Annotated in this window: 17 protein-coding genes; 2 read left to right on the forward strand and 15 right to left on the reverse strand. The window is 60.3% G+C overall.

Annotation, left to right across the window (positions count from 1 at the left end; genetic code table 11):
• Positions 1-58: 58 nt before the first annotated feature.
• From ACP7CZ_RS24215 to ACP7CZ_RS24270, 12 genes are all read right to left on the reverse strand, one after another.
• The gene (locus ACP7CZ_RS24215; protein ID WP_236454252.1) at positions 59-721 is read right to left on the reverse strand and encodes a hypothetical protein; all 663 of its coding nucleotides are present in this window, start codon (positions 719-721) and stop codon (positions 59-61) included.
• Positions 722-760: 39 nt separating this feature from the next.
• The gene (locus tag ACP7CZ_RS24220; RefSeq protein ID WP_089041693.1) at positions 761-1,417 is read right to left on the reverse strand and encodes a c-type cytochrome; all 657 of its coding nucleotides are present in this window, start codon (positions 1,415-1,417) and stop codon (positions 761-763) included.
• 9 nt (positions 1,418-1,426) lie between these two features.
• On the reverse strand, positions 1,427-2,899 hold the full coding sequence (locus tag ACP7CZ_RS24225; RefSeq protein ID WP_054896440.1) for a flavin monoamine oxidase family protein: 1,473 nt from the start codon (positions 2,897-2,899) through the stop codon (positions 1,427-1,429).
• A gap of 191 nt (positions 2,900-3,090) precedes the next feature.
• Complete coding sequence (locus ACP7CZ_RS24230; RefSeq protein WP_054896439.1) at positions 3,091-4,458, reverse strand: NAD(P)/FAD-dependent oxidoreductase; 1,368 nt, start codon at positions 4,456-4,458, stop codon at positions 3,091-3,093.
• Positions 4,459-4,469: 11 nt separating this feature from the next.
• Positions 4,470-5,708, reverse strand: a complete 1,239-nt coding sequence (locus ACP7CZ_RS24235; RefSeq protein ID WP_054896438.1) for a thiolase family protein — start codon at positions 5,706-5,708, stop codon at positions 4,470-4,472.
• A 13-nt stretch (positions 5,709-5,721) separates the two neighbouring features.
• Positions 5,722-7,281 carry an AMP-binding protein gene (locus ACP7CZ_RS24240; RefSeq protein ID WP_054896437.1) on the reverse strand — a complete coding sequence of 520 codons (1,560 nt, stop codon included), beginning with the start codon at positions 7,279-7,281 and terminating at the stop codon, positions 5,722-5,724.
• Positions 7,282-7,291: 10 nt separating this feature from the next.
• Positions 7,292-8,425, reverse strand: a complete 1,134-nt coding sequence (locus tag ACP7CZ_RS24245; RefSeq protein ID WP_294165541.1) for a saccharopine dehydrogenase family protein — start codon at positions 8,423-8,425, stop codon at positions 7,292-7,294.
• 54 nt (positions 8,426-8,479) lie between these two features.
• Positions 8,480-9,763, reverse strand: coding sequence for an acyl-CoA dehydrogenase family protein (locus ACP7CZ_RS24250; protein WP_294165543.1), 1,284 nt, complete (start codon positions 9,761-9,763; stop codon positions 8,480-8,482).
• A 242-nt stretch (positions 9,764-10,005) separates the two neighbouring features.
• Entirely contained in the window at positions 10,006-10,950 is a 945-nt protein-coding gene (locus tag ACP7CZ_RS24255) for a WD40/YVTN/BNR-like repeat-containing protein (RefSeq protein ID WP_294165546.1), read from the reverse strand.
• 10 nt (positions 10,951-10,960) lie between these two features.
• Positions 10,961-13,282: an efflux RND transporter permease subunit gene (locus ACP7CZ_RS24260; protein ID WP_233097359.1), complete on the reverse strand. Its 2,322-nt coding sequence runs from the start codon at positions 13,280-13,282 to the stop codon at positions 10,961-10,963.
• An 89-nt stretch (positions 13,283-13,371) separates the two neighbouring features.
• Positions 13,372-15,015 (reverse strand): DUF1302 domain-containing protein, encoded by a 1,644-nt coding sequence (locus ACP7CZ_RS24265; protein ID WP_054896432.1) that lies wholly within the window; start codon positions 15,013-15,015, stop codon positions 13,372-13,374.
• 21 nt (positions 15,016-15,036) lie between these two features.
• On the reverse strand, positions 15,037-16,479 hold the full coding sequence (locus ACP7CZ_RS24270) for a DUF1329 domain-containing protein (protein ID WP_294165551.1): 1,443 nt from the start codon (positions 16,477-16,479) through the stop codon (positions 15,037-15,039).
• Between the two features lie 403 nt (positions 16,480-16,882).
• Here ACP7CZ_RS24270 and ACP7CZ_RS24275 point away from each other — a divergent pair, with 403 nt between their 5' ends.
• Together ACP7CZ_RS24275 and ACP7CZ_RS24280 are read left to right on the forward strand one after the other, a co-directional pair.
• Positions 16,883-17,464, forward strand: coding sequence for a TetR/AcrR family transcriptional regulator (locus ACP7CZ_RS24275; RefSeq protein ID WP_169918920.1), 582 nt, complete (start codon positions 16,883-16,885; stop codon positions 17,462-17,464).
• 205 nt (positions 17,465-17,669) lie between these two features.
• Entirely contained in the window at positions 17,670-18,236 is a 567-nt protein-coding gene (locus ACP7CZ_RS24280; protein WP_054918957.1) for a TetR/AcrR family transcriptional regulator, read from the forward strand.
• A gap of 98 nt (positions 18,237-18,334) precedes the next feature.
• On the opposite strand, the gene ACP7CZ_RS24285 is transcribed toward ACP7CZ_RS24280, so the two are convergent.
• Genes ACP7CZ_RS24285 through ACP7CZ_RS24295 form a run of 3 tightly spaced genes read right to left on the reverse strand, consistent with a single transcriptional unit; the run spans position 18,335 to position 24,064 of the window.
• Complete coding sequence (locus ACP7CZ_RS24285; RefSeq protein ID WP_294165554.1) at positions 18,335-19,744, reverse strand: efflux transporter outer membrane subunit; 1,410 nt, start codon at positions 19,742-19,744, stop codon at positions 18,335-18,337.
• A gap of 3 nt (positions 19,745-19,747) precedes the next feature.
• A complete protein-coding gene (locus ACP7CZ_RS24290; protein WP_054918955.1) occupies positions 19,748-22,879 on the reverse strand; it encodes an efflux RND transporter permease subunit in 3,132 nt (1,043 codons plus the stop codon).
• Between the two features lie 27 nt (positions 22,880-22,906).
• Complete coding sequence (locus ACP7CZ_RS24295; protein WP_252950506.1) at positions 22,907-24,064, reverse strand: MexC family multidrug efflux RND transporter periplasmic adaptor subunit; 1,158 nt, start codon at positions 24,062-24,064, stop codon at positions 22,907-22,909.
• Positions 24,065-24,135: the final 71 nt, after the last annotated feature.

The following is a 24,135-nucleotide window of genomic DNA, read 5'->3' on the forward strand; positions in this document are numbered from 1 at the left end:
CCTCTGCATCACGCAAAAAAGCCGCCAGAACGGCGGCTTCGAACACTTCAACTACCCCTCAGCGCGTTTGCAGAGCTGCCATTGCGCCCTTCGCGCGCTCCAGCGCGCAATACGCGTAATACAGGTGCACCAGCAGATAAGCCCAGGTCGTCAGTGCAAGCACGTAGAAGTTCAGCAGTACATTGCTATCGTCGCCGGGGATCTTGTAGAAGTCGTAGATGCACGCAATGGTCAGTGAGGCGAGCATGCCAAACATCACTCCGATCGCGTGCAGTGACTCTCCAACGGTTGCCAGGCGTACTGCGAAATACACCAGGTAGACCGAAAATATCATCCACATCAGCACGTAGAAATACGGTAGGAGCGGGACCAGAACCTTGGCCGAGATCAACGCGAGTGTGCCCAGCAGAGCGCCGGCAAACATCATGAGTTCCTTGCCCACAGACGGCTTGTAGGCATGCGTCACCGCCATCAGCCCGAGCGCGGTAATCAGCGGAATCCCAAAGGCTCTGGAGAACGCGTCGCAAAAGTATGAAATCAGGTACGCATGCTCCGATCCCGTCAGGAAAAAAACCAGGAAGTTTGTTGCGGAAAAGGCAACCACAAACCACTCCAGAGCCAGTAGCAGGTTTCTTTTCTTCAGAAACCTGATGCCGAAGGTCAGCCCATTGGCAAGCAGCAAGAAACAGGCAAGGCACAGCACAATATTTCTCGGTTCCATAACGATAGCCTCGGTACAGCTGACAGATAATTTGATGGATTAGCGGGGTTGAGGAACGAGTGCGGCCAGATAAGCCGCAATCGCTTGGCGCTCCTGCGCTGACAGCGCTGCGGCCATGGCTTGCATGGCACCACTGGGCTCAATGCGCTCGGCGCTGGCAAAAGCGTTGAGCTGGGCCAAAAGGTAGTCCTGCCCTTGTGCAGCCAGGCGTGGGAAGGCGTCTTGGCCCATCAGTTGGGCACCATGGCAGGCGGTGCAGCCTCGGGTTTGCACCAGTTGTTTGCCCTGATCCCTCAGCCCCTCGTCAGGACTGACAGCCGCATGGGCAACGACCGATTGCCGGGCATAAAAATTCGCCAGTAGATCAATATCATCCGGGCTGAGGGTCATCGCCAACGGCCCCATGTTGGGCGCAAGCCGTTGTCCGCTCGCAAAATTGCGCAACTGGGCAGACAGATACGCGGCGGGTTGCCCGGCCAGGCTCGGATACCTCGAGTTCATCGAGTTACCGTGGCTGCCATGGCAACCGGTGCAGGCATCGGTCAGATGGGGCCAGTTTCCGCGTTCGGCCTGGTAGGCCTCAGTGGAGGTGGTGATGTAACTCTGCAGCCGATACAGATCGAGCAGATCGCGGCCAAAAATCGCCAATAGCACCGCAATGACCACGATGACGCCAAGCGCTATGATTTTTTTCATTGCCGCCTCCTACACCCTACGTAATGCGTTGAGCACCTGTAAGGCGCTGTGGCGTCCGGCGCGCACGGCACCGTCCATGTAACCTGCCCAGATGTCAGCGGTTTCGGTGCCCGACCAGAACAGATTGCCGCAGGGCGGACGCAGTGCCTCGCCATGTGTCGACCAGAAACCGGGGGGAATCGGCGACACGCACGTAATGGTCCACGGGTCGGCATGCGCCCAGTCATGATCGTGATAGGAAACCGGCTCGAGCGCTGCGTCCCCCAGGGCACGTGCATAGATTTCGGTCTGCATACGCTTCGCGGCCTCTAGGTCGGTGGGGGCTGCGGCATTCAAAATGAACGCATTGATCACACCGATTTCGCCGTTTGGCGGCGAGTTGTCGTATGCCCAGATGACCGGCCCACCGACCTGAATGATATGGCCGTTCAAGCCTTTGTCGCGCCAGAAAGGCCGCGGGTAGACCATTGTGGTCTTGCGTGCCGGCGAGTGCGCCGGCCAGGCTCGCTGCAGGGCGGCGCGGGTTTCGGGCAGCGGTGGATCGTACTGCAGGCGTTGGCACAGTGCTGGATGAATCGCCATGATCACGCGCCGGGCGCGGATCTCGCCCTGATCCGTTTGCAGTCTGACGATGTCGCCGTTCCAGTCAGCAATTTTGCGCACCGGGCACGACAAGCGAACCTTGTCACCCAGCAATTGCGCCATTTTGCTGCTGAGAACCTGTGAACCGCCGACGACCCGCGTCCCTTGCGCGCTGTCCTTGATCGAGTCGAGCCGCATGTATTCGCTGCCGGCCGAATTGATCATCGACAGAAAATGCAGAAAGCCCATCTTCGCTGGTGTGACGCCGCAGGTCAGGAGAAAGCTGGCATTCCACCCTGCGCGGTCTTCCGGTTTGATGTTTTGCTGAGCCAGCCAGTCGCCTGCCGAGAGCTTGTCCAGTTCGGCCAGTCGGGGGGATTTCCATGGCGCGCCGCACGGCACATCACGCGACAGCTCGCTGAGTTTTGCCGAGACGCTTTCGTCGGTACCGAAGGTGCCTTTCAAATCGACGGCGACACGTCCATCGCCACCGAGGATCACGGTTTCCCCCTCATAGAAACTGGGAAAGGTGCCGACCTCAAGCTCACGGGCCAGGTCCGCTACGGCGGTTTGTCCGGGGCCGATCCACTGGCCTCCGGCCTCGGAGATATAGCCGGAACCCAAGTCATGATTGAGCGTGCGGCCACCGACACGATCACGCGCTTCAAGCACCAGCAGCGACTCGCAACCCGCCAGATGCAGATCACGAGCGGCGGTCAAACCAGCCAGGCCGGCACCGATGATCACCACATCAAACACATCGTCCGGGTTGTCTTTGAGCAGCGCATCGGCGGCAGTGGCCAGGCCAATGTTCAAACCGATCGATCCCACGGCGGCAGTGGCACCGGCCAGTTTAAGTAGTTGCCTGCGCTTCAAATCAGGAGGGGCGTCAGTGCTCATGTTCGTTGCCTCACATCACGTTATTGTTGAATTGAACGCCCGTGGCCGAGCGTGGGTGCGGCAGTAAAAAAGGGGTGACGAAAACGCAAACATTCGTTTGTCTTTCTCCAGGCGAACGCCTACCGGCCCCAGGACTTCAAGGTCAGCGTCATCATGCAAACTCAGCGTGTTGGTTCTATAAGCCTCAGCCGTCAGGCATGAGGGCGCGCAACTTTGCGGTTGGTGTATTCGTCCAGCAGATGTGCCCCTCCCAGCGCCACATTCACGGCGCACCACTGCAGCGGTTCGGGCAGGGTTTTCGGGGTTTTATGCCGCAACGCGGCGAGCAGCGGATGCTCGATACCGCCGATTCTTTCCGCCAGCAGGTGACCGATCAGCGACTGCGATGCGACGCCGTGTCCGGAGCAACCCGCGGTATAGAGAATGTTGTGGTGCGACCCGGTTTCGCCCACCACCGGCAACGCGTCGTAGGCCATGCTGACGTAACCACTCCAGCACGCTTGAATGCCGACACCGCGTAACGTCGGGAAACGCACGCCAAGGTTGTCTTGCAACGCGCGGTAGGTCACCTCATCGGGAATGTTCGGGGTTTTCGAGCCGTAGGCATAACCCAGCCGTTTAGTGGTCATCAGCAGCGTATTGCGTGCGGTCAGGCGATGGCTTTCCATCACCAGGTGCGGCGTGGTTAACCCTTCCCGCCCTGCCCAGCCCAGCGATGCCAACTGCTGTGGTGTCAATGGCTCGGTTTCGACCGCCGACACTCGAAATGGAACGACTTTGTCGCGCAGAAGACCGAGTTGCGGCGTATAGGCATTGGTGGCCAGCACCACTATCGGCGCGCTCGCCTGCCCGCGTGGCGTCCGGCAGGTGATCGTCGACCCGTCGGAGTACGACTCAAGCTTGGTGTTTTCATACAGCCTCACTCCCGCCTGAAGTGCAGCGCGGCGCAGGCCCATCACATATTTGCCAGGGTCCAGCGTACCGCCGTGGCGTTGCAGGCAGCCAAACAGAAAGGCCGGTGGAATGCCCCGCGCGCGCATTTGTGCCTGATCCAGAAACTCGGTTTGCGAACCCAATTCGTGGCCCACGGCCATGCTTTTGCGCAGCCTTTTCTCCTGCGACGGATGGATGCCCGCCCTGATGATGCCCGATGCGTTGTAGTCGCAGTCGATCTCCAATTCGCGTAAGCGACCTTCGACGTAGGCGACAGCTTCGTCATAGAATTTGACGATTTTTTGCGCTTTTTCCTTGCCAACACGTTTCAAGAATAACTCGAACTCAATGCCGACGCTGCCGCCCAGATAGCCGGCATTCCGCCCGCTGGCGCCGAAACCGGCAAACGCCTGCTCCAGCACCACAACCTTGGCCCCCAACGCCGTCAGTTCCAGGGCGGTGGACAGCCCGGCGAAACCGCCACCGATCACGATGACGTCCGCGCTGACATCGCCCTCAAGCTCGGGTTGCAGATCAGCCGGAGTTTCGACCCAGCCACCCAGCCGACGGAAATGCCCGCCGGCGAAGTGGCTTTCCAGCTCTCGTGATTGGTAGGTCATGGACATGTGATGTGCTCCTATCGACTCAGGATGTGAATAGCGACGGCTGCTTCCTCTACACCTTGCAGACCGCCACCGTTTTCCTGGATGGCATGCCGCGCACCGGGTACCTGGCGTGCACCGGCCTCCCCGCGCAACTGGGTGGTCAGCTCGTACAACTGACCGATCCCTGTCGCACCCAGCGGATGGCCCTTGGATTCCAGGCCGCCAGAGGGATTGATCGGCAGGCGACCACCCAGGGTGAAATCGCCGCGTTCGGCACACACCCCACCCTCCCCCAGCGGCGCAAGCCCGAGGTTTTCCGCCTGGATGATTTCGCCCATGGCCGAGGCGTCGTGCACTTCGGCCACGTGCATGTCCTGCGGGCCAAGGCCGGCGATTTCGTAGGCTTCACGCGCTGCCAACAGGCTGACGTGCTTGTGCGGCTCGTCGAGCCCACGCAGGGTGAAGCTGCGGATCACGCTGGCGGCGATCCGCACACAACGTTTCGGGTCGGCACCAATGCGTTTCAATCCCGCCTCGGTACAGAGAATCGCGGCGGCCGCGCCGTCGGATAACGGCGCACACATCGGCAGCGTGATCGGATAAGTGATCGGCGGCGCGGCGAGCACTTCTTCAATGGTGAAGGTCTTGCGAAATTGCGAATACGGGTTGTGCACCGAGTGTTGATGATTCTTGGCGCACACCGCTGCAATCTGTCGCTGAGTGGTGCCGTAGGTCTTCATGTGCCAGCGACACATGGCGGCATAGATGGCCATGAACTTGCTGTATGGACGATCGGATTCCGAGCCCGGCGGCACCACGATGCCCTCGCCCATTTTCACCAGCGTCGCGTAGTTTTCCTCGGCGGTGGAAACGTCCCAGCCGGTTTCGAACAGGGCCAGCGCCCGCGCCTTGTCCGGCACGTTCATTTTCTCCGCGCCCAACGCCAGGGCTACGTCGGTAGCCCCCGAGCGCAAGCTCTGCACTGCCAGATGAACCGCGGTACTGCCCGAGGCGCAGGCGTTTTCGACGTTGTACACCGGCACCCCTTCGAGGCCGATCTTGCTGCACAGCACCTGCCCGGGAATCGACAGTTGCCCTTGCAGATGACCGTTGGTGATCCCGGCGTAGAACACCGCACCGATATCGGCGCGCAGGGCACCGGAATCGGCGAGTGCGCCTTGCAAGGCCTCCAGCGCCAGATCCTGAAGGCTTCGGTCCAAGTGGCGACCGAACTCGGTCATGGCAATGCCGGCGATGTAAATAGGTTCCATCAGATCATTTCCCTCAGATACGCCGCTCAACGTTTTGCCAGTAATGGGCACGCAGATCTTTTTTCAGTACTTTGCCGACCGGGCTGCGTGGCAATGCATCAATGAAATCCACGGTTTTCGGCGACTTGACCGAACCGAGCCGGGTCTTGCACAGCTCGATCAACTCCTCAGCAGTGACGGTATGCCCGGCGCTCAACTCGACCACGGCCTTCACGCCCTCGCCCCATTGCTCATCTGGCACACCGATGACGGCGCAGTCCTGCACCGCCGGATGACTCCACAGCACTTGCTCGACTTCACTGGGATAAACGTTAAATCCGCCGGAGATGATCATGTCTTTCTTGCGGTCGGTAATGTGCAGGTAGCCGTGCACATCGAAATGGCCGATGTCGCCGGTGTGCAGCCAGCCATCGACGATGGTTTCTGCGGTTTTCTGCGGATCCTTGTAGTAGCCCTTCATCACCAGATCGCCGCGCACACAGATTTCTCCGGTTTGGCCCTGGCCGAGAATGTCTCCGGCGTCGCTGAGAATTTCCACCCGAACCAGCGGATTAGGACGGCCTACCGATGACAAACGCTCGTCCGTTGCAAGACGTCCACCGTGCAAATGTTCGGCGGGCGGCAGGTTGGAAATCGAGGCCGGCGCTTCCGTCTGACCGTAACCGCCGGCCATTACCGGGCCAAAGGTCTCGATGGCTTGCTTGAGCTTGTCCACCGACATCGGTGCCGCGCCGTACAGGAAATACTTCAACGAGCTGAAATCGACCTTCTGCGCCAGATCCGGAACATCCAGCAGTCGATAGATAACCGTCGGCGGTAGAAAGGTCTCGGTGACCTTGTATTTCGGAATCATTGCCAGCATCAGTGCAGGATCCGGCTTAGTAATGATCACCACGGTGCCTCCGCGCGAGGTGCACGGCAGGGACAGCGTGCCGGCGGTATGCGTCATCGGCGCCGCCGCCAGGTTGACCGGCGGATGCTCATCGGCATATGGGAAATTGATCATAAAGTGCGCGCAGAACGTTTGGATGCTGCGATGAGTGTTCATCACCCCTTTCGGCAGCCCCGTGGTGCCGCCGGTTGGCGAGAGCGCCACGACATCATCGAGTTGATACTCGACCTTCGGTGCCGTGGCCGGCTGATCCGCGATCCAGGACTTGAGCGACGGCGCCCCGGGCAAGTGCTCGTCGATGCAGATCCACAACCGGATTTTCGGCAGGCTCGAACGCAACGCGTCGACGATCGGCGCGAACTCTCGTTGAAAAAACAGCACCTCGCAGTCGAAGGCATCGAGCACGTGACGGTTCTCTTCGGCGCTGTTGCGTGCGCCGATGGGAATCCAGCACAGGTTGGCGCGCCAGAGCCCCAGGGTGCAGGTCCAGGCCACCGCATCGTTGGCCGACCAGACTGCGCCCTTGGTGCCGCCGGGCAGGTCGGCGGCTAACAGCGCGTTGGCGATCCGGCTAGACAGGTTGCGGACTTCGGTGAAGGTGAACACCCGATCGTCCTGGATGTACGCCGCGCCGTGCGGATTGATCCGCCAGCCACGGTCGAAGAAATCAATAATCGCCATGTTATTCACTTCACAGTTGAGTAACGGTTGCGCGGGCCAGGCCACGCTGCTCGAGGAAGCCCAGCAGATAGCGATGACCGAAGGCTTTCGAGGCCGAGGCGAAACCGGTTCTGGCGGTGTCGTTATTCAACAGTTTGACCACGACTGCGGCGTGCAAGGCCCCGGTGGCGATGTAAGGCGTGATGCCATGCACGGTGGCACGCACGGCCGTCAGTTGACCACGACCGATTGCGAAGTCAACGGTGCGTTGCAGAGTGCTGCGTTCACGCGGTGGCATGCTCGGGGTGGTCGATTGCACGAGGCTCTGGATCACCGCGTCCTGCTGTTCTTTGGGCAGGTGCTTGTATTCGGCTTCCCACTTCTCACCCAGGCCGTGGACCATTTTCATCACCGGGTTGTCGTAGAAGCCGACACAGGACATGCAACTGCGTACCCGGCCATCCTCTTCGTAAAATACCGGTAGTGAAGTGCCGCCCCAAGGCAGGCAGAACACAGCTTCCAGCAGATCAGGACAAACCACGTTGAAGCTTGTGTTCGGCGCATAAGGCACCAGTTCCTTCTCCCACAGGTAGGCGCCGGGGTAACGGACGCCCTCGAAAATGGTCGCCGTTGAACCGACAGTCACCCCAGCGGCACCGGTGCGTGGGCCGCGGGTCAGTGTCGCGGTTTCCAGCGAATCGACGCCCGGTGTTTCCAGGGCCAATTCGGCGGCGATCTCGGCGTAGGTGTACATGTACGCCAGCGATGGCGACAGCAGCAGCCCGGCCTGGCGATACAGCTCGCCGAACTGATCACGCAAGGCTCGAATGTGCGCCTGCTCTCCGGCTGGATCCAGATAATGGCAGCCAGCTTTCAAGGCCGCTTCTACGGCAGTCAGGCCAAAATTGATGAACGGGCCGACCGTGTTGCACACCACGCGCGCACCTTTGAAAACCGAGACCAGCGCGTCGACCTCGTGGGCGCATTCAATGATTTCGTAAGTGGCCGACTCCAGGCCGACGACGCGTTGTGCCATCATTTCCTGAGCACGGGCGGCGTTGCGAGCGACGGCGGTGAACGGGATGTGCTGGTCGATCAACCAGTCCATGATCAGCATGCCGGTGTAACCACTGGCGCCATAGACAACGACAGGATATTTGGCCATCGGGATTTACCTCATTTGTTATTGTTGGATGAGTGATGTCGGGTGCATTCAGAATCAGTTGTTAGCCCAGCCTTCGGCGTACAGCTGCTGGGCGAGCAGCCCCAGGCGCATGGTCAGGACCCGGTTTTCGCCGTCCTCGATCAATGACGACTGGGTGTCACGCAAGAGTTTTTCGATCGAGTATTCACGGGTGGTGCCATTGCCACCGAACAGGCGGAAAGCTTCCTGCACAACGGCCATCGCCTCTTCGGTCACCGTGACTTTGGCGGAGGCGGTGGCGTACGGATGGGTTTGCGGCGACAGGCGCGCGAAGCTCAGCGAACGTCGGGCGACCGCACGGGCCGTTTCGACCCGACGCAACATGTCACCCAGGCGCAGACGGGTCATCTGGTGGTCGATCAATGGGTGCCCGCCCTGGCGGCGCTCATGGCAGTACTGCAGGGCCATTTCGAAGGCGGCTCGTGCGACACCGGTAAACACCTGGCCCATGTGGGTGCCAGCGAACGACCAGGAAGAACTGACGGCGCCGTAGTAGTTGTCGCGCTCGGCGATAGCAAAGCGCCGAGGCACTCGTACGCTGTCGAAGTAGATTTCGCCTTGAGGCAAGGATCGCTGCCCGATTTTGTCCAGCGGCTTGCCTTTGGACACGCCCTTCAGATCAAGCGGAATAATCAGCGCAATCCCGTGCGGCCGGCCGTTCTCATCGTAAAAACCGTCACCGTAATCGGCGCAGATCAAGCCCAGTGCCACTTGGGCAATGACGCCGTTGGAGACCCACGCCGAGCTCTGGCCGTTGAGGATGACTTCATCGCCAACCACTTTGGCGGTCAGGTTGCCGATATTGCCGAGCTTGCCCGCTGGCCAGTCTCGCGCCATGTCGAAGATCTGGTTGTCGCTGCCACGGTCGGGTTGGGTGGCCATCCAGCAGCCGATCCGGCCCTGGCAGAGTTCGACCAGTTCGGCATTGCCGGCGGCAACGGCCATTTGCAGAGGGAAACCGGCGCAGCCCAAAGAGATCGCCAGCCCGGCGTCGCCCCAGCCGAGTTCTTCACCGATCAGCGATTCGATTCGCACCGCCATGTCCGGCGGCAACTGTGCCAACAGCGCCGGGTCGAGGCCGAGCTTGGCGAACTCGGCAAACAGCGAGTAGTAAGGCGAGCCAGGGGCAACCACCTCTTCGGCGGTCATGCGGTCCAGCTCGCGACCCAATGGTCGCAACACTTCTTTGGCGAAGCGGTGCACGGAGGCCTGAATCGCAGCCTCCTCTTCCGTCAGCGGGGTTTCGAAACCGGTGAGTCCAGCGGCTGGCAGGGTGAGTGTCGACTTGAGCGAGATCATCAAAGTACCTCCATCGAGAGTGGCAGCCGCTGCGCTTGCAGCGTGCTGCGTCTTGTTATTTGCCATCGACTCTAACAAGCAAAATTAATTAACGCAACATTCGTTATGTTTATTATTTTGCACCTATAGAAACTCATTCAGGCATGGAAATTCGGCCGGAAATCAGCAGTTCGTTTGAGAAAAAATCGCGCCGACGTGTCGGGAAACGAGCATGGCGTTCGACTCCCGACATACCGCCGGTATCAGTGCCGAGAAACGACGCCTCTACGGGAAAAGACGATCGGCGAGCCATCCCCGTTCAGCAGTGTCGCCGTGAGCGAAACCCCGTCGCCGCTGGGTTGTTCATGGAAACTTTGGCCACCGTCGTCGCTGCGCACGATCAAACCGTCCAGACCTACGGCGATGACTGTTTGCCCGGAAACATCGATGGCGGTGACCGAGCTCTTGCTTTGCAGCGACACGCGCTGCCAACGTGCGCCGTCGGCGGAGCCGTGCAGCAACGTGCCGCGTTGCCCGCCCACCAGCAGCGAGCCGTCGCCCAGCACCGCCCCCGTCCACAGCGTGCCGCTGTAACCGGTATCCACATAGCGCCAGTGCTTGCCCTGATCGTCTGAGCGCAATAACTGGCCGCGTTCGGCGGTGGCGTACAAGCACCCTTCCCCATCGGCAAACAGCCCCATTAGGTTTAGGTCGGCCCGCTTCGAACCCGGCGGAGCTTCGAGTCGCTGCTCGGTCCAGTGCTTGCCGCCGTCATCGGTGGTCAGCACCAGCGACCACAGCCCCACCGCCACCCCTTGCTGCGGATTGAAAAAGTGCACGGCAAACAGTGGCCGATCTTCTGCACTGGAAAGGCGCTGCACCTGCCAGGTATCGCCGCCGTCAGTAGTGGCCAGAATCGCCCCCCAGTGACCAACGGCCCAACCCTGACGGGCATCGACGAAGGACACCTCCGTCAGAGGGGTGGCCAACGGCACGGATGTCGCTTGACGGAAATGCCCACCGTGATCATCCGACAACAGCACCACGCCGTGATCGCCGACGGCAACGGTTCGCTCCCCGGCCCGGGCAACGCTCAACAGCGTCGCGGCATTGGCGCTGGCCGTTTGTGTAGCCGGTACAGCCGACAAGGACGAAGCCTGCAATAACGCCGGCAACATCAGAACCAGTAAAGGCATCAGGTTTCGCATGGCTGTCTCCTCAATGCACCAGTGAGCCGATCAGGCGCACTGGGCGCCGTCGCGGGAATGTCCGCTCCAGCCATACTGCGAAGGCTGGGAGAACGGTCATAGCCATGATCATGTTGACCAGAAACATGAAGGCCAACAGCTTGCCCATGTCTGCCTGAAACTTCAGGTCGGAAAACGCCCAGGTGGCGACGCCCGCCGCCAGGGTGATCGCAGTAAAAATCGTGGCGACGCCGACCTCCAGCAATGCATGCTCCACGGCTTTGGTGATCGGTTGCCCGAGCGCCTGATGCAGCTGCAAACGGTTATAGATGTAGAACGCGTAATCCACGCCGATGCCGACCGCCAGCACCATGACCGGTAAGGTGGCGATGGTCAGGCCGATCTGCAGCTCCTTCATGAACCAGTAGCCGATGAAGGTCCCCAGAGTCAGCGGCAGGCAGCAGACCAGCACTGCGCGCCAATCGCGGTAGACGACAAACACCAGCAGCGCGATAGCGCCGTAGACGTAAAGCATCATCGGCAACTCGCTGCGTTCCACTTCTTCGTTGATCGCCGCGATCACGCCGGCGTTACCGGACGCCAGACGTACACTCACCCCGGGCTGAGTGAACTGGCTGCGGAAAGCCTTGGCCGCGGTGATCACCCGGTGAATGGTGGTTGCCTTGTGATCGGCGAGAAACAAATGCACCGCGGTCATACTGCAATCAGGCCGCATCATGCCGGGCACGCGAGCCACCTCGGCGGCCATCGACGAGTAGTTGGTCGGGTCGATGGGCACCGCGTTCATTTTCGGGTTGCCCTCGTTATAGCCCTCGTTGAACTGGCGCAGGCTGTTGGAAAACGAGGTCACCGAGACCACACCAGGCACACCTTGCATGGCCCAGACAAAACGGTCCTGATATTGGCCGAGAGCGACGTTCTCGCAGTCGTTCGCACCGCCATCGACCTTGACCTCGAAGACCACACTGAGCCAGTCCAGACCAATGTCGTAATTGCTGGCGATCGACAGCGCATCCCGATTGAAGCGCGCATCCTCGCGCAGTTCCGGGGCTCCGGCCTGTAAAGAACCGACGACTCGATCATGGCTTTGCCACGCCGCCGTGACAAAGATCAGCACGGCCATACCCAGCACCCAGCGCACGTTGTGCCATTCGCTCAAACGGGCGAGACCGTGTAACCAACGGACACGGCGCTGGCGAGAAACTTCCTCGGCTGCGGCGTAACCGTCATGCACCCTGAGCATCGAGGCCAGCACGGGCAGCATCACCAGATTGGTGACGATCTTGAACGCCACCCCGAGTGAAGCGGTGATTGCCAGTTCCCGCACCATGGGTATCGGGATCAACAGCAACGTCACGAACGATACGAATGCGGTGACCAACGCCAGTGTGCCGGGAATCAGCAACCCACTGAAACTGGCACGCGCCGCGCCCTCCACCGACTTGCCGCAGGCGATCTCGCGAATGATGAAGTTGATCTGCTGCACGCCATGGGATACCCCTATGGCAAACACCAGAAACGGTACCAGCACCGCCAACGGATCGAGGCCATAGCCGAGCAGACGCAAAGCGCCGAACTGCCAGATCAGCGAAACCAACGAGCAACCCACCGCCAGCAAGGTGAAACGCAGCGAATGGCAGTACCAGAACACCGCAGCCGCTGTCAGCAACAAGGCCAGCAGACAGAACTCGAAAACCGCCGAAGCGCCCACGGCAATGTCCCCGATCTGCTTGGCGAAGCCGATGATCTGGATCTCGAAATCCATGTCCTCGAACTGACCGCGAATCTGCTGCTCCAGGACCTGGTTGTAAGCCACATAGTCCAGGCGCAGGCCGTTAGTATCGAACTCGTTGAGGTCGACCGTGATCATCGCGCTGCTTTGGTCGCGAGCCACCAGCGTTCCGATAAAACCACCCTGCGCCGTCGAGTTGGCGATCATGGCTATGCTCGTATCATCGAGACTTTCCGGCGTTACCGTCCCTGGTACCAGCGGGTCGGCACGAAAGCCCTCTTCGGTGATTTCATTGACGAACGCGTTGGGCGTCCACAACGAACGCACGCTGCTGCGCGACACGTTGGGCAGAAAGATCAGCGCCTGGGTGACGTCATACAGACGCTTGAGCCCTGCCTGGCTCCAGATCGTCCCTTGGCGAGCCTTGACCACCACAGTCAACCGATTCGCGCCGAGCAAGTCATTGCGATAGGTCTCAAAGGTCTCGATGTATTCATGGCCGATGGGCAACTGCTTTTCAAACCCGGCTTCCATGCGCAACTGCACGGCAAACCAAGCCATGCCCAAGGTGAACAGCGCCAGGCTCGCCAACGTCAGCATGCGATGCGAGAACAGCCATTGTTCGATGCGCGGTAACACGCCGCGCGAAGTGCTTTGCTTAAGGTTCAGGGAACTGTTCACGGCGCGCCTCACAGGGTTCGGGAAACCACAAGGCCAACGTAATCGCGATCACGCAGCAGTTGATCGTAAGGGGTCTTGCCGCCCATGAACTTTGCGTAGTTGGCCGAGATTTGCCAGCTCGCCGGATTGCGCACGAAGTTGAGGTAGAGGTTCATGCTGCTGGCGTCTTCGGTGAAGGTGGCCGACAGGTTCGGGGTGCGTCCGTTGATCGAGCGCGAGTAGAACACTCCCGGCGTGACCTGCCAGCCAGGAACGAGCGTGTTGTCATAGGTCAGGCTCAAATCGAGGCTGATGCCAGAGGAGGTTTTGTTACCCTTGGCGCTCGGCGCGATGGCCGGGTCCAGTTGCCAGGTATTAAGGCCGGCGGCGATGGGTTCCCCGGCGTAGTCGTTATGCAGACCGGGGTATTTCACGACCACCAGTTCGCTCAACAAGGTACCGGTGCTGGCACCGGTGAATTCGAGCAAGGTCGGCGAGTTGGACGGCGTCATGCTGTAGATGCCGGTCAGGTGCCATTGCAGTTTCTTTGCGTCTTTCCAGCATTTGCCACCGTTGGCGGCGCAAGCGTCGATGACCGGGTTGAGCGGTACCGCATCCTTGGGACGATAGGACAACTCGGTGCCCAGTGCCCAGTCGCCGACCGGCATATTGGCGCTGATGCCGTACATCATGCGGTCTTCCGGATATTCCCAGGTCGGCGCCGCGGCGAAGGTTTGCGGATCCACCTGCACGCTCAGTGACGGCAGTTTGTCGTGATAACGCATCACGTACAGACCCAGGTTGAGATCGGTGTTGTCAGGCTGCCAGCGCAGTGACACGCCCCATTGGCCGCTGTTGCGCGCCTCTTTTTCATCGTACCCGTAGGTACCCCTGCCCTCACCCAGCGCGTGGGTGGTGGACCAATAGCTCCCTACCGGGGGCAATTCACTTTTGTTCCAATTGAACTGCCAATACGCCTCGATATTCACCCCGGCACCAAGCCCCGACGCCAGGCTCAACATCGGGGCCGGCAGCAAGGCTTCCTTGAGCTGGGTACCGGGACGCGACAATGCCATGACATCGTAAGCGTTGGTGTTGTTGATGCCGCCAGCAGCGAACAGACTCTCGCCCCAGTTGATCACCTGATTACCCAGGCGAGCGCGAACACGTTGGTCACCGACATCGAAACTCTTGCTCACCCACAGATCCAGCAGACGCGCCTTGAACTCCAGATCGTCTCGGGCGCCACTGGTGAGGCCGTCGCTACCGACACCTTCAGGCCGGTTAGCCGATAGCGCACCGCTGGTGTCGGTCGCGGCAAAGTCCCGAATCCAGCTACCGCGCGCCATGAACGTGTAGTCTTCGGGAAACTTCAGCACCAGTTCATGGATGCCTTTTATGTAGTTGGTGAACAGGTCGCCCCGGTCGTAGTTCAAGTCGCCCTGGTCACCAACACCTGCGCTGGGCGCCAGACAGCCGCTGGGTGGATTGTGCCCGCCGGGGCCGCTGGTGATAAGGTTGCAGCCGCGCGATTCGGTGCGCAGTCCCATGCCCACGGCGATGGTGGAGTCGAAAGAGCCGCGAATGTTTTCGGTTTCAAAGGTGAACGCCATGGCAAATGGGGTTGCACACGCGATGACAAGACCTGAGGTTCTACTGATTATTTTTTTCATGTCTGTTCCCGAAAGCCGCTATCAGCGTTCGCTGTTGGCGCGCAGGTTGTCGGAGGTGTAGAAGTCGCGTTTCAGGCGCGGATTGCTCGCCCCGTCGGTCAGCCAGCGATGGTCGTTCTTGCCGGTGCCAATGGAGGTCATGTCGTACAGGTAGCGACCATCAACCAGGTTGTATTGCGCCTGGGCTTCCATGTCGCAGGTGCCGGTCTCGTACACCGGGATCGTGTAACCCTCGCGGACCTTCCAGATTTGCCCCTGCTTGTCGTAGTCCACCGCCATCAGCGCGTTCCAGCTGTCTTCGTCGAGGTAGAACAGACGCTTCGGTGCCTGATGGCGCATGCCTTGGCGGACGGTCGCTTCGACCACCCACACGCGGTGCAGCTCATAGCGACGCGATTCGGGAGCGATGAAGTCGCGCTTGGCCACCTCCTCGATCTTCGCCGAGTTGTCGTAGGCCCCGAACGAGTTGTAGGGCACAAGCATTTCCTGCTTGCCCAGCAGCTTCCAGTCGAAGCGGTCCATGGGGCCGAAGAACACGTTGGATTCATCGATGGTGTATTGATTGTCCAGGCCGATTTGCGGTGCGTCGTAGGAATACGCCGGCATGCGCCGCACGCGGCGCTGGCCCGGGAAGTAATAGAACGTGGTGGCTTGCTCGCCGGCCTTGGTGGTGACCACCCCGGCTTGTCCGGCAAGCGCGGCGGGGTCGGTGTAGCTGAAGTAGGTGGCGACTTCCAGGCGATCGAATGACGAGAACAGCGCGCTGCCCTTCACGCCCCATGGTGTGTACATGAACCAGTCGGTGGAGGTGCGCAGCCAGTCTTCACTGCCCTTGCGTGGCGAAATTCCGGAAACGGTTTTCGACATATCGAAGCCAACGCCGCGATAGCGCATTTTCATGTTCCACATCACTTCGGCACCCGAGGCTGGAAATGGAAACGGAATGCCTGGAACATAGGCTTCCTGCAACGCCAGGCCGTCGCCGTCGAGCTTGGCGAAACCGACGTTCTTCTTCGTGTTCTGCGCGACGAAATCCGGCACGCCACAGCTGCGTCGTGTCGGGTACACGTCCATCCGGTAGCCGGGAATCTTCTTGAACATTTCTACCTGGCCCGGTGAAAGCTTGCTGGCGTATTTATCGACGTTGCCCGAGTCGATGCTGAACAGCGGCTTGTCATCCTTGAACGTCCATTGCTTGCCGCGCACTTGGCCATGGGTCCAACTGCCACCTTGAGGACCGGGTGCTGTCCACGCGGGAATCACCCCGTCGGCACTGGCCGCCGCCTCGCCTCCCAGCGGAGTCAGTTTGGTGCCGAGTAATGCTGGATCCTTATCTGCTGCCTGTGCCGTACAGAAAAACGCCGAGGCCGCGACGGCCGCGACGGCCGCGACGGCCGCGACCAGATGCCGGATTACGACGCCAATAGAAAAATTGTTATGGGGGCGCTCAATCACTGTGTTCATGGGAGGGATCCTCGTGGGCCTTGATCAGCAACGGGGTGGTCTTTACGGTGGCAACCCGTTGCCTGCGCTAACCTAATCAACTGACTTGATCAAATGACCAAGTCGAGTAATCAAAGCAAGCCCGGTGCCAAGATCCACAGAGCGGAAATTAGTCGTTTCTTATCAATCGATTGCGCGATCGCGGGGTATACAGCGCGATAAAACTGCCGGAGGATGTTTCCGTTTGTTTCGCCGAAACGCACCGATTCTGGAAATAACGAAACAGTTGTTACCATTATTGGTGCAGCCGTTTCATGTCCCCTTTCCATTCATGACGCCTGGTGATTTGTTGCTGTAGGATCCGCAAGCGTCGACATCGCCCTTGTCGTTATAGGGCGCCAGGAATAAAGGAGATTGCTGAACCATGGCCAGAATGGGCGCTGAATTACGCCGGCAGGATTTCGTCGAGGCAACGATCAGAGTGATCGCCGAGCATGGCGTAGCCAATGCCACGACCCGCCGTATTGCGGCGCAAGCCGGCTGTCCGTTAGCTTCGTTGCATTACGTGTTCCATACCAAGAACGACCTGTTTTATGCGGTCTACGAATCGCTGTTCAGCCTGCCACCGCAAGCGCTGGAACAGGTACCGGCCGGGGCCACTGCTGCGGCGACGGCAGCCGAAGTTCTGCGGCAATTGATCACTTGGTTCATCGATCATCCGGATGCGGCCAGGGCGCAGACCGAGTTGTTCTTCTGGGCAATGCGCAATGACCCGCAAATGGCCAGCAAGATTTACTCGGTGGCCATTGAAGCCACCGAGCAGGCGCTGCAGCGAGCCATGGGAACTGAGTTGAGCGAAGCGTTTTTAAAGGCGTCCAGCCGCTTGCTGATTCAACTGGTAGACGGGCTGACCATTGCCTGGTCGGCCCACGGTGATCTGGATCGATTGCGAGCCGAAACCGAGACTGCTTGCACTGCGCTGGCCTTGTTGGTGGCCAGTCACTGAGTCGATCCTTGCCCAGGCGCCGCATGGGGATCAGATCGCGCAGGCTTCTTACAATTCATGACATTCGAACGGTGCGCAACGCCGATCCCGTGATGAACAAAACTGTCTCAGATGAAGTCATTTGCTCTATTTCGGTGGTTTTCGTTGCAGTAATGAGCTTTTCCTGCACAATTCGGCGGATTGAAATTCGATTCGAGACCGACTGATGACCCTGACTCCTCAAGACGAACGACTTATCAAGGCGCTGGCCTTGGCCATCGTGGATCGCCCTCGGGCGACACTCAAGGAACTGGCTGAAGCGGCTGGCGTCAGCAAGGCTACGCTGCATCGCTTTTGCGGCACCCGTGACAACCTGGTGCAGATGATGGAAAACCACGGTGAGACGGTGCTGAACCAGATCACCACCACCACCGACCTGTTGCACGGCGAGCCGGTACAGGCCTTGCGCAGTTTGATCAACGAGCATCTCGCGCATCGGGAAATGCTGGTTTTCCTGCTCTTTCAGTACCGCCCCGACACGTTTGCGGTCAATGGTGAGGGCGACCGCTGGCAGACTTATGCTGACGCTCTGGATGCTTTTTTTCTGCGTGGCCAGCAACTGGGCGCGTTTCGTATCGATGTCACCGCCGCGGTTTTCACGGAGCTGTTCCTGACCATGATTTTCGGCATGGTTGATGCCGAGCGCCGTGGGCGCGCGGCCAGTGCCAACTCGGCCAATGTGCTGGAACAGATGTTCCTGCATGGCGCGGCCGGCGCAGCGAGTGCGTTGTAAGCCTTACTCGGTTTTCCTGGAAAAAAAAGCCCCGAGACCTTTCGGTCTGCGGGGCAAAGGCGGTTGGATGCGCCAACCAAAGGAGCTCTTGTCAGGCGTTATCTAACGGTTGTCGGCGTGGACCAACCTCCGCCCAGCGAACGGAACAGATCGACCAGAGCAATCTGGCGTTGCGTGCTAACCTCGATAAACGTTGTTTCATTGACGAAACTGGTGCGCTGCGCATCGAGATAACGCAGGTGGCTGTCGATACCGCCTTCATATCGGGCCTTGGCCAGACTCAGGGTTTCAGTGCTGGTATTGGCCAGCGCGCGGCGCGCGGCCTCCTCCCGGCGCAAGGTGTCGGTGGCAGCCAATGCATCGGCGACCTCGCGGAACGCCGTCTGAATCGTGCCTTCGTAGGCCGCCACAGCTGAATCCTTGCGGGCTTCGGCCAGACTCAGCCCGGCACTGTTGCGACCAGCATCGAACAACGGCAGCGAAAGGTTCGGTACGAAACTCCAGGAGCGCGAACCGCCGTCGAACAGACCGGACATCTGCGCGCTGGAAGTACCAAAGCTGCCGGTCAGGCTGATACGCGGAAAGAACGCCGCCCGTGCCGCGCCGATATCGGCATTGCGCGCTTGCAGTCGATGCTCGGCCGCAAGAATGTCCGGCCGGCGCTCGATCAGCGTCGACGTGGTGTCCGCAGCGATGTCTTGCACCAGCATCGGCTGCGTCGTCAGCCGCTCGGGAATCACCTTGCCCGCGTCCTTTGTGTCCAGCAGCAAAACCAGCGCGTTGAACGCCTGCTGCTTCTCGCGCAGATTGCGTTCCTGTTCGGCTCGCGCCTGTTCCACCAGCCCCAGAGCTTCCTGATAATCCAGCGCTGTCGCCGTGCCGCTGGAGCGGCGCTGACTGATCAGCGCGAACGAGTATTCGCGGCTGCTCAGGGTTTGTTGGGTCAACTCCAGCCGACGCTGGGCGCCGTCGTGAACCAGATAGGCCTGGCTGACTTCGGCGATCAGCGCGATCTGCGCGGCGCGGGCTGCTTCTTCGGTGGCAAGGTATTCCTGCAGCGCAGAGTCACTGAGGCTTTTTACCCGGCCAAACAGATCCAGCTCGTATTCGGGCAGCGACAGACCGACCTGATACTGGCTGGCCACCCCTGCCCGGCCGTCACTGGCCAGGTCCGACGGCAAGCGCTGGCGATTGCCGGACGCGCTTGCGTTCAGCCCCGGAACCCGATCGGCTCGCTGAATGCGGTACTGCGCCCGGGCCTGCTCGATGTCCAAAAGGGTCTGGCGCAACGAGCGGTTGTTAGCCAGCGCAACACCCACCAGACGGCGCAGGTCGGGATCGACGATGAACGACTGCCACGCCAACTGGTTGATCGGAGCGCCCTGTTTCAACGACTCGCCCGCCCAGTTGTCCGCAATCGGTGCGATGGGCCGCTCATAGGTCGGCGCCAACGAGCAACCGGCCAACAACATGGCGATCACCAGCGTAGAAAATCCTGAAATACGCATGTGTCACTCCTGAGCCAAAGCGGGTTGTTCAATGGGAGCCGGTTTACTGCGCAACATCGACAGCACCCACACAAAACAGATCGGTACAAACAACACACCCAGCAGTGTCGCGCTGAGCATGCCGCCGATCACCCCGGTACCGATTGCCCGCTGACTTGCAGCCCCTGCCCCGGTCGCCAGTGCTAGCGGCACCACGCCGAGAATGAAGGCCATGGAGGTCATCACGATTGGCCGGAAGCGCAGCCGTGCGGCCTCGATCGCGGCGTCACGCAGGCTGTAACCTTTCTCCCAGAGTTCCTTGGCGAACTCGACGATCAGAATCGCGTTCTTCGCCGCCAGACCGATGATGGTGATCAAACCGACCTTGAAGTACACGTCGTTAGGCATGCCGGCGACCATCACCGCGAGTACCGCACCGATGGCGCCGATCGGCACAATCAGCATCACGGTCAACGGAATCGCCCAGCTCTCGTACAGCGCCACCAGCAGCAGGAACACCACCAGAATGGCCAGCGCAAACAGTTGCGTGGCCTGACCACTGGAGACCTTCTCCTGGTAGGACAAACCGGTCCACTCGTAGCTGAAACCGGCCGGCAACTGCGCGGCGATACGCTCCATTTCTGCCATGGCTTCACCGGTGCTGTAGCCCGGCCCGGCATCACCGACGATGCGCACCGACGGATAACCGTTGTAGCGCACTACCTGCACCGGACCTTCCTCCCAATGCGTGGTGACGAAAGCGCTGAGCGGCACCAGATCGCCCGCGCTGTTGTGTACGTACAGTTTGAGCACGCTTTCCGGAGTCATCCGGTCGCCCTGCTCGGCCTGCACCACCACGCGCTGCTGGCGGCCGGCATTGGTGAAGTCGTTGATCACCTCCGAACCGAAAGCGGCAGACAACGCACTGCTGATCGATTCAAAACTCACCCCCAGGGTGCGCGCCTTGTCACGGTCGATCACTACGCGCAATTGCGGCGACTCCGCCAGACCTTCCATCATCGCATAGAGAATTTTCGGGTTGCCGTTGGCCTGACCAAGCACCTGATCACGAGCAGCGAGCAACGCTTCCCGACCCAGGCCGGCACGATCCTGCAGGCGTAGGGCGAAACCACCGGAGTTGCCCAGACCGTCAATCGGCGGCGGTGGCACGGCCATCACCGCACCGTCGTTGGCCACGGCAAATTGCTCGTTCAGCGCATTGACTTCTGCCATGGCCGATTGATCTTCGCCACGCTCCGACCAGTCCTTGAACACCGGGAATGCCAGCGCTGCGTTATCGCCCATCCCGGAGAAGCTGAAGCCGGACACCAGGAACGTCGACTGAACCGCGTCACGGGTAGCCAGGTAACGCTCCAGTTGTTCGCCAGTCGATTCGGTACGGGTACGGGTCGCGCCCGGCGGCAGCTGGACGTCGACGATCATGTAGCCCTGGTCCTCCACCGGCACAAACGATTCCGGCAGGCGCAGGTAGAAGTAACCGAGCATGGCGATAATGCCCAGGTACACCAACATCATCCGGCCGGAACGCGCCACCAGCCCGTTGTTCAGGACTGAATAGCGATCGGTGAGCTTGGCAAAGCCACGGTTGAAGGCGCCGAAGAAGCCGCGCTTTTCATGGTGCCCTTGTGGAATCGGCTTGAGCAGCGTGGCGCATAGCGCCGGGGTGAACGTCAGCGCGAGGAACCCGGAGAACAGAATCGACACCGCCAGCGATACCGAGAATTGCTGGTAGATCACACCGACCGAGCCGGACATGAATGCCAGCGGCATGAACACCGCCGAAAGCACCAGGGTGATACCGATGATCGCGCCCGATACCTGCCCCATCGCTTTCACCGTGGCGTCGACCGGCGACAAGCCCTCCTCGGCCATGATCCGTTCGACGTTCTCCACCACGACAATGGCGTCGTCCACCAGAATGCCGATGGCGAGCACCATGCCGAACATGGTCATCATGTTCACCGAGAAGCCCAGCACGTACATCATCAGCAGCGTGCCCAGCAGACACACCGGTACCACGATCGACGGAATCAAGGTGTAGCGGATGTTCTGGAGGAACAGGAACATCACTAGGAATACCAGGACCATCGCTTCGATCAGGGTATGAATAACCTTCTCGATCGCGACATCAACGAAACGCGAGGTGTCGTAAGGAACGGAATATTCCACGTCATCCGGGAAGTAGGCCGACAGTTCGGCCAGGCGCTGCTTGACCGCAGTTGCGGTCTGGATCGCGTTGGCGCCCGGCGACAACTGGATCGCCGCTGCCACGGCGGGTCTGCCATTCAGGCGCGAGTTGAAGTTGTAACTTTCCTGACCGATTTCCACGCGGGCGACGTCGCCCAGTTTAACCGTCGAACCGTCCTCGTTGGCACGCAGGACAATACGAGAGAATTCTTCCGGATTATCCAGCGTACCTTTCACCGCCAGGGTGGCGGTCAGTTCCTGCTGGCTGCTGGTCGGCGTACTGCCGAAGCTGCCAGCCGGCACTTGTACGTTCTGGCCACGGATGGCCGCGCTGACGTCGTCGATGGATAGCCCGTAGCCCACCAGTTTCTGCGGGTCGAGCCAGACGCGCATCGCCGCTTCAGAGGAGAAGAACTGCAGCTTGCCGACGCCCGGAACCCGGCGTAGCTCGTTGTTGATATTGCGCGCGGCGTAGTCGCCCAATGCGGTGGTGTCACTGTGCTGGGTGCCTTCCTTATAGTTCAGCGCATAGATCAGCAGGAAACCGGCACTGGTTTGCTCCACCTCCAGACCTTGGGTCAGCACGGCTTGCGGCATCCGCGCTTCGGCTTTTTTCAAGCGGTTTTGCACATCAACCTGAGCGAGCTGCGGATCTGTGCCCGGCTGGAACGTCACTGCAATTTCGGCGATACCGTTGGAGTTGTTGGTCGACTCGAAATACAGCAGGTTCTTCGCACCGTTGAGCGACTCTTCGATCACGCTGGTGACCGAGTCCACCAGCACCTTCGCGGAGGCGCCGGGATAGGTCGCCGTCACCTTGATCTGCGGCGGCGCGACGTTGGGGTACTGCGCTACCGGCAGCATCGGAATGACCAGCAGACCGGCCAGAGAAATGAACAGCGCTACCACCCAGGCGAAGTTCGGGCGTTTGATAAAAAACAGAGACATCGGAATATCCTCGCGGCGACGGCGCCCTTACTGGTGCGACTCAGGCGACTGAGCCTGGGCTTGGGGCTGGGCGGGTACGACCTTGGCACCTGGTTGCAGGCCGCTCAGTCCGCTGACAATCACCTGATCGCCAGCCTTCAGGCCTTCACTGATCTGCCAGCGCGAACCCTGCATGGAACCGGTCACCACATTGCGCGCTTCGGCGCGGCCGTCGGCGCCGACGACCATGACCTGCGCGCCGCCATCGCTGCCGCGCTGCACCGAGCGCTGGGGCACGAGAATGGCCTGTTTGTCGGTGCCTTGAGGCGTGCGCACGCGCACGAACATGCCCGGCAGCAACACGCCGTCGCTGTTGGCGAACTTGCCGCGTAATGACACCTGCCCGGTGCCGCGATCAACGGCGATATCGGTAAACATCAGTGCGCCCTGACGCTCAAAAGCGGTGCCGTCGACACGAATCGACAACGTCTTACTGTCATCAGCGGAGAGTTTTCCGCCCTTGAGCGATTCGCGCAGGCGCAGCGCGTCGGCGGCCGACTGAGTGAAATCGACATAGACCGGATCAAGCTGTTGAATCCGCGCCATCAACGTCGCGTCCCCCTGACCGACCAACGCACCTTCGGTTACCAGTGCACGGCCGACACGACCGGAAATCGGTGCAGTCACCGAAGCATAACCAAGGTTCAAGCGCGCGCTTTGCAGATCGGCCTGAGCCGAGCGCGTGGCCGCCTGGGCGCTGCGCAGGTCGGCCATGGCACTGTCGAAGTCTTGCTGGCTGACCGCCTCGACCTTCACCAACGGTTCATAGCGCTTGACCCGCGCCTGTGCCTCAAGTGCGACGGCCTGGGTGCGGGCCAATTCACCCTCTGCTCGCGACAAGGCCGCCTTTAGCGGCGCCGGGTCGATCTGGAACAGCAGGTCCCCGGCTTTGACATCCGCGCCCTCTTCAAAACGCTTTTGCATCACGATGCCTGGCACGCGCGCGCGCACCTCGGCGACTCGCATGGGCTCTACCCTGCCCGGCAAATCCGAAGTCAGAGCCAGAGGCTCCGTCTTTACTGCCAGCACCTCTACAGCACGCGCCACTTCGGCCACATCCGTTTGTTCATTCGACGGCCCACACCCGGCCAGCGCAATGGCCGCTGCCAGCGAGCCTGCCATCCCTATCGCACGCAAATTTCCCATCTCTCACCCAAGGCTTGATTGAACTTGGTGCGGATGCTACTTTGCAAACTCTAATGAGTCAACATTGTCTC

The organism is Pseudomonas sp. DWP2-2 (genome assembly GCF_049897065.1).
In the GTDB taxonomy this organism is placed as follows: domain Bacteria; phylum Pseudomonadota; class Gammaproteobacteria; order Pseudomonadales; family Pseudomonadaceae; genus Aquipseudomonas; species Aquipseudomonas paracarnis.

Bases quoted from the DNA above. Each gene is read 5' to 3' on its own strand.
- ACP7CZ_RS24280 (WP_054918957.1), top strand. From the start codon at position 17,670: ATGACCCTGACTCCTCAAGACGAACGACTTATCAAGGCGCTGGCCTTG.
- ACP7CZ_RS24275 (WP_169918920.1), top strand. From the start codon at position 16,883: ATGGCCAGAATGGGCGCTGAATTACGCCGGCAGGATTTCGTCGAGGCA.
- ACP7CZ_RS24245 (WP_294165541.1), bottom strand. From the start codon at position 8,425: ATGGCCAAATATCCTGTCGTTGTCTATGGCGCCAGTGGTTACACCGGC.
- ACP7CZ_RS24270 (WP_294165551.1), bottom strand. From the start codon at position 16,479: ATGAACACAGTGATTGAGCGCCCCCATAACAATTTTTCTATTGGCGTC.
- ACP7CZ_RS24255 (WP_294165546.1), bottom strand. From the start codon at position 10,950: ATGCGAAACCTGATGCCTTTACTGGTTCTGATGTTGCCGGCGTTATTG.
- ACP7CZ_RS24215 (WP_236454252.1), bottom strand. From the start codon at position 721: ATGGAACCGAGAAATATTGTGCTGTGCCTTGCCTGTTTCTTGCTGCTT.
- ACP7CZ_RS24225 (WP_054896440.1), bottom strand. From the start codon at position 2,899: ATGAGCACTGACGCCCCTCCTGATTTGAAGCGCAGGCAACTACTTAAA.
- ACP7CZ_RS24285 (WP_294165554.1), bottom strand. From the start codon at position 19,744: ATGCGTATTTCAGGATTTTCTACGCTGGTGATCGCCATGTTGTTGGCC.
- ACP7CZ_RS24260 (WP_233097359.1), bottom strand. From the start codon at position 13,282: ATGCTGACGTTGGCGAGCCTGGCGCTGTTCACCTTGGGCATGGCTTGG.
- ACP7CZ_RS24290 (WP_054918955.1), bottom strand. From the start codon at position 22,879: ATGTCTCTGTTTTTTATCAAACGCCCGAACTTCGCCTGGGTGGTAGCG.
- ACP7CZ_RS24295 (WP_252950506.1), bottom strand. From the start codon at position 24,064: ATGGGAAATTTGCGTGCGATAGGGATGGCAGGCTCGCTGGCAGCGGCC.
- ACP7CZ_RS24230 (WP_054896439.1), bottom strand. From the start codon at position 4,458: ATGTCCATGACCTACCAATCACGAGAGCTGGAAAGCCACTTCGCCGGC.
- ACP7CZ_RS24235 (WP_054896438.1), bottom strand. From the start codon at position 5,708: ATGGAACCTATTTACATCGCCGGCATTGCCATGACCGAGTTCGGTCGC.
- ACP7CZ_RS24240 (WP_054896437.1), bottom strand. From the start codon at position 7,281: ATGGCGATTATTGATTTCTTCGACCGTGGCTGGCGGATCAATCCGCAC.
- ACP7CZ_RS24250 (WP_294165543.1), bottom strand. From the start codon at position 9,763: ATGATCTCGCTCAAGTCGACACTCACCCTGCCAGCCGCTGGACTCACC.
- ACP7CZ_RS24220 (WP_089041693.1), bottom strand. From the start codon at position 1,417: ATGAAAAAAATCATAGCGCTTGGCGTCATCGTGGTCATTGCGGTGCTA.
- ACP7CZ_RS24265 (WP_054896432.1), bottom strand. From the start codon at position 15,015: ATGAAAAAAATAATCAGTAGAACCTCAGGTCTTGTCATCGCGTGTGCA.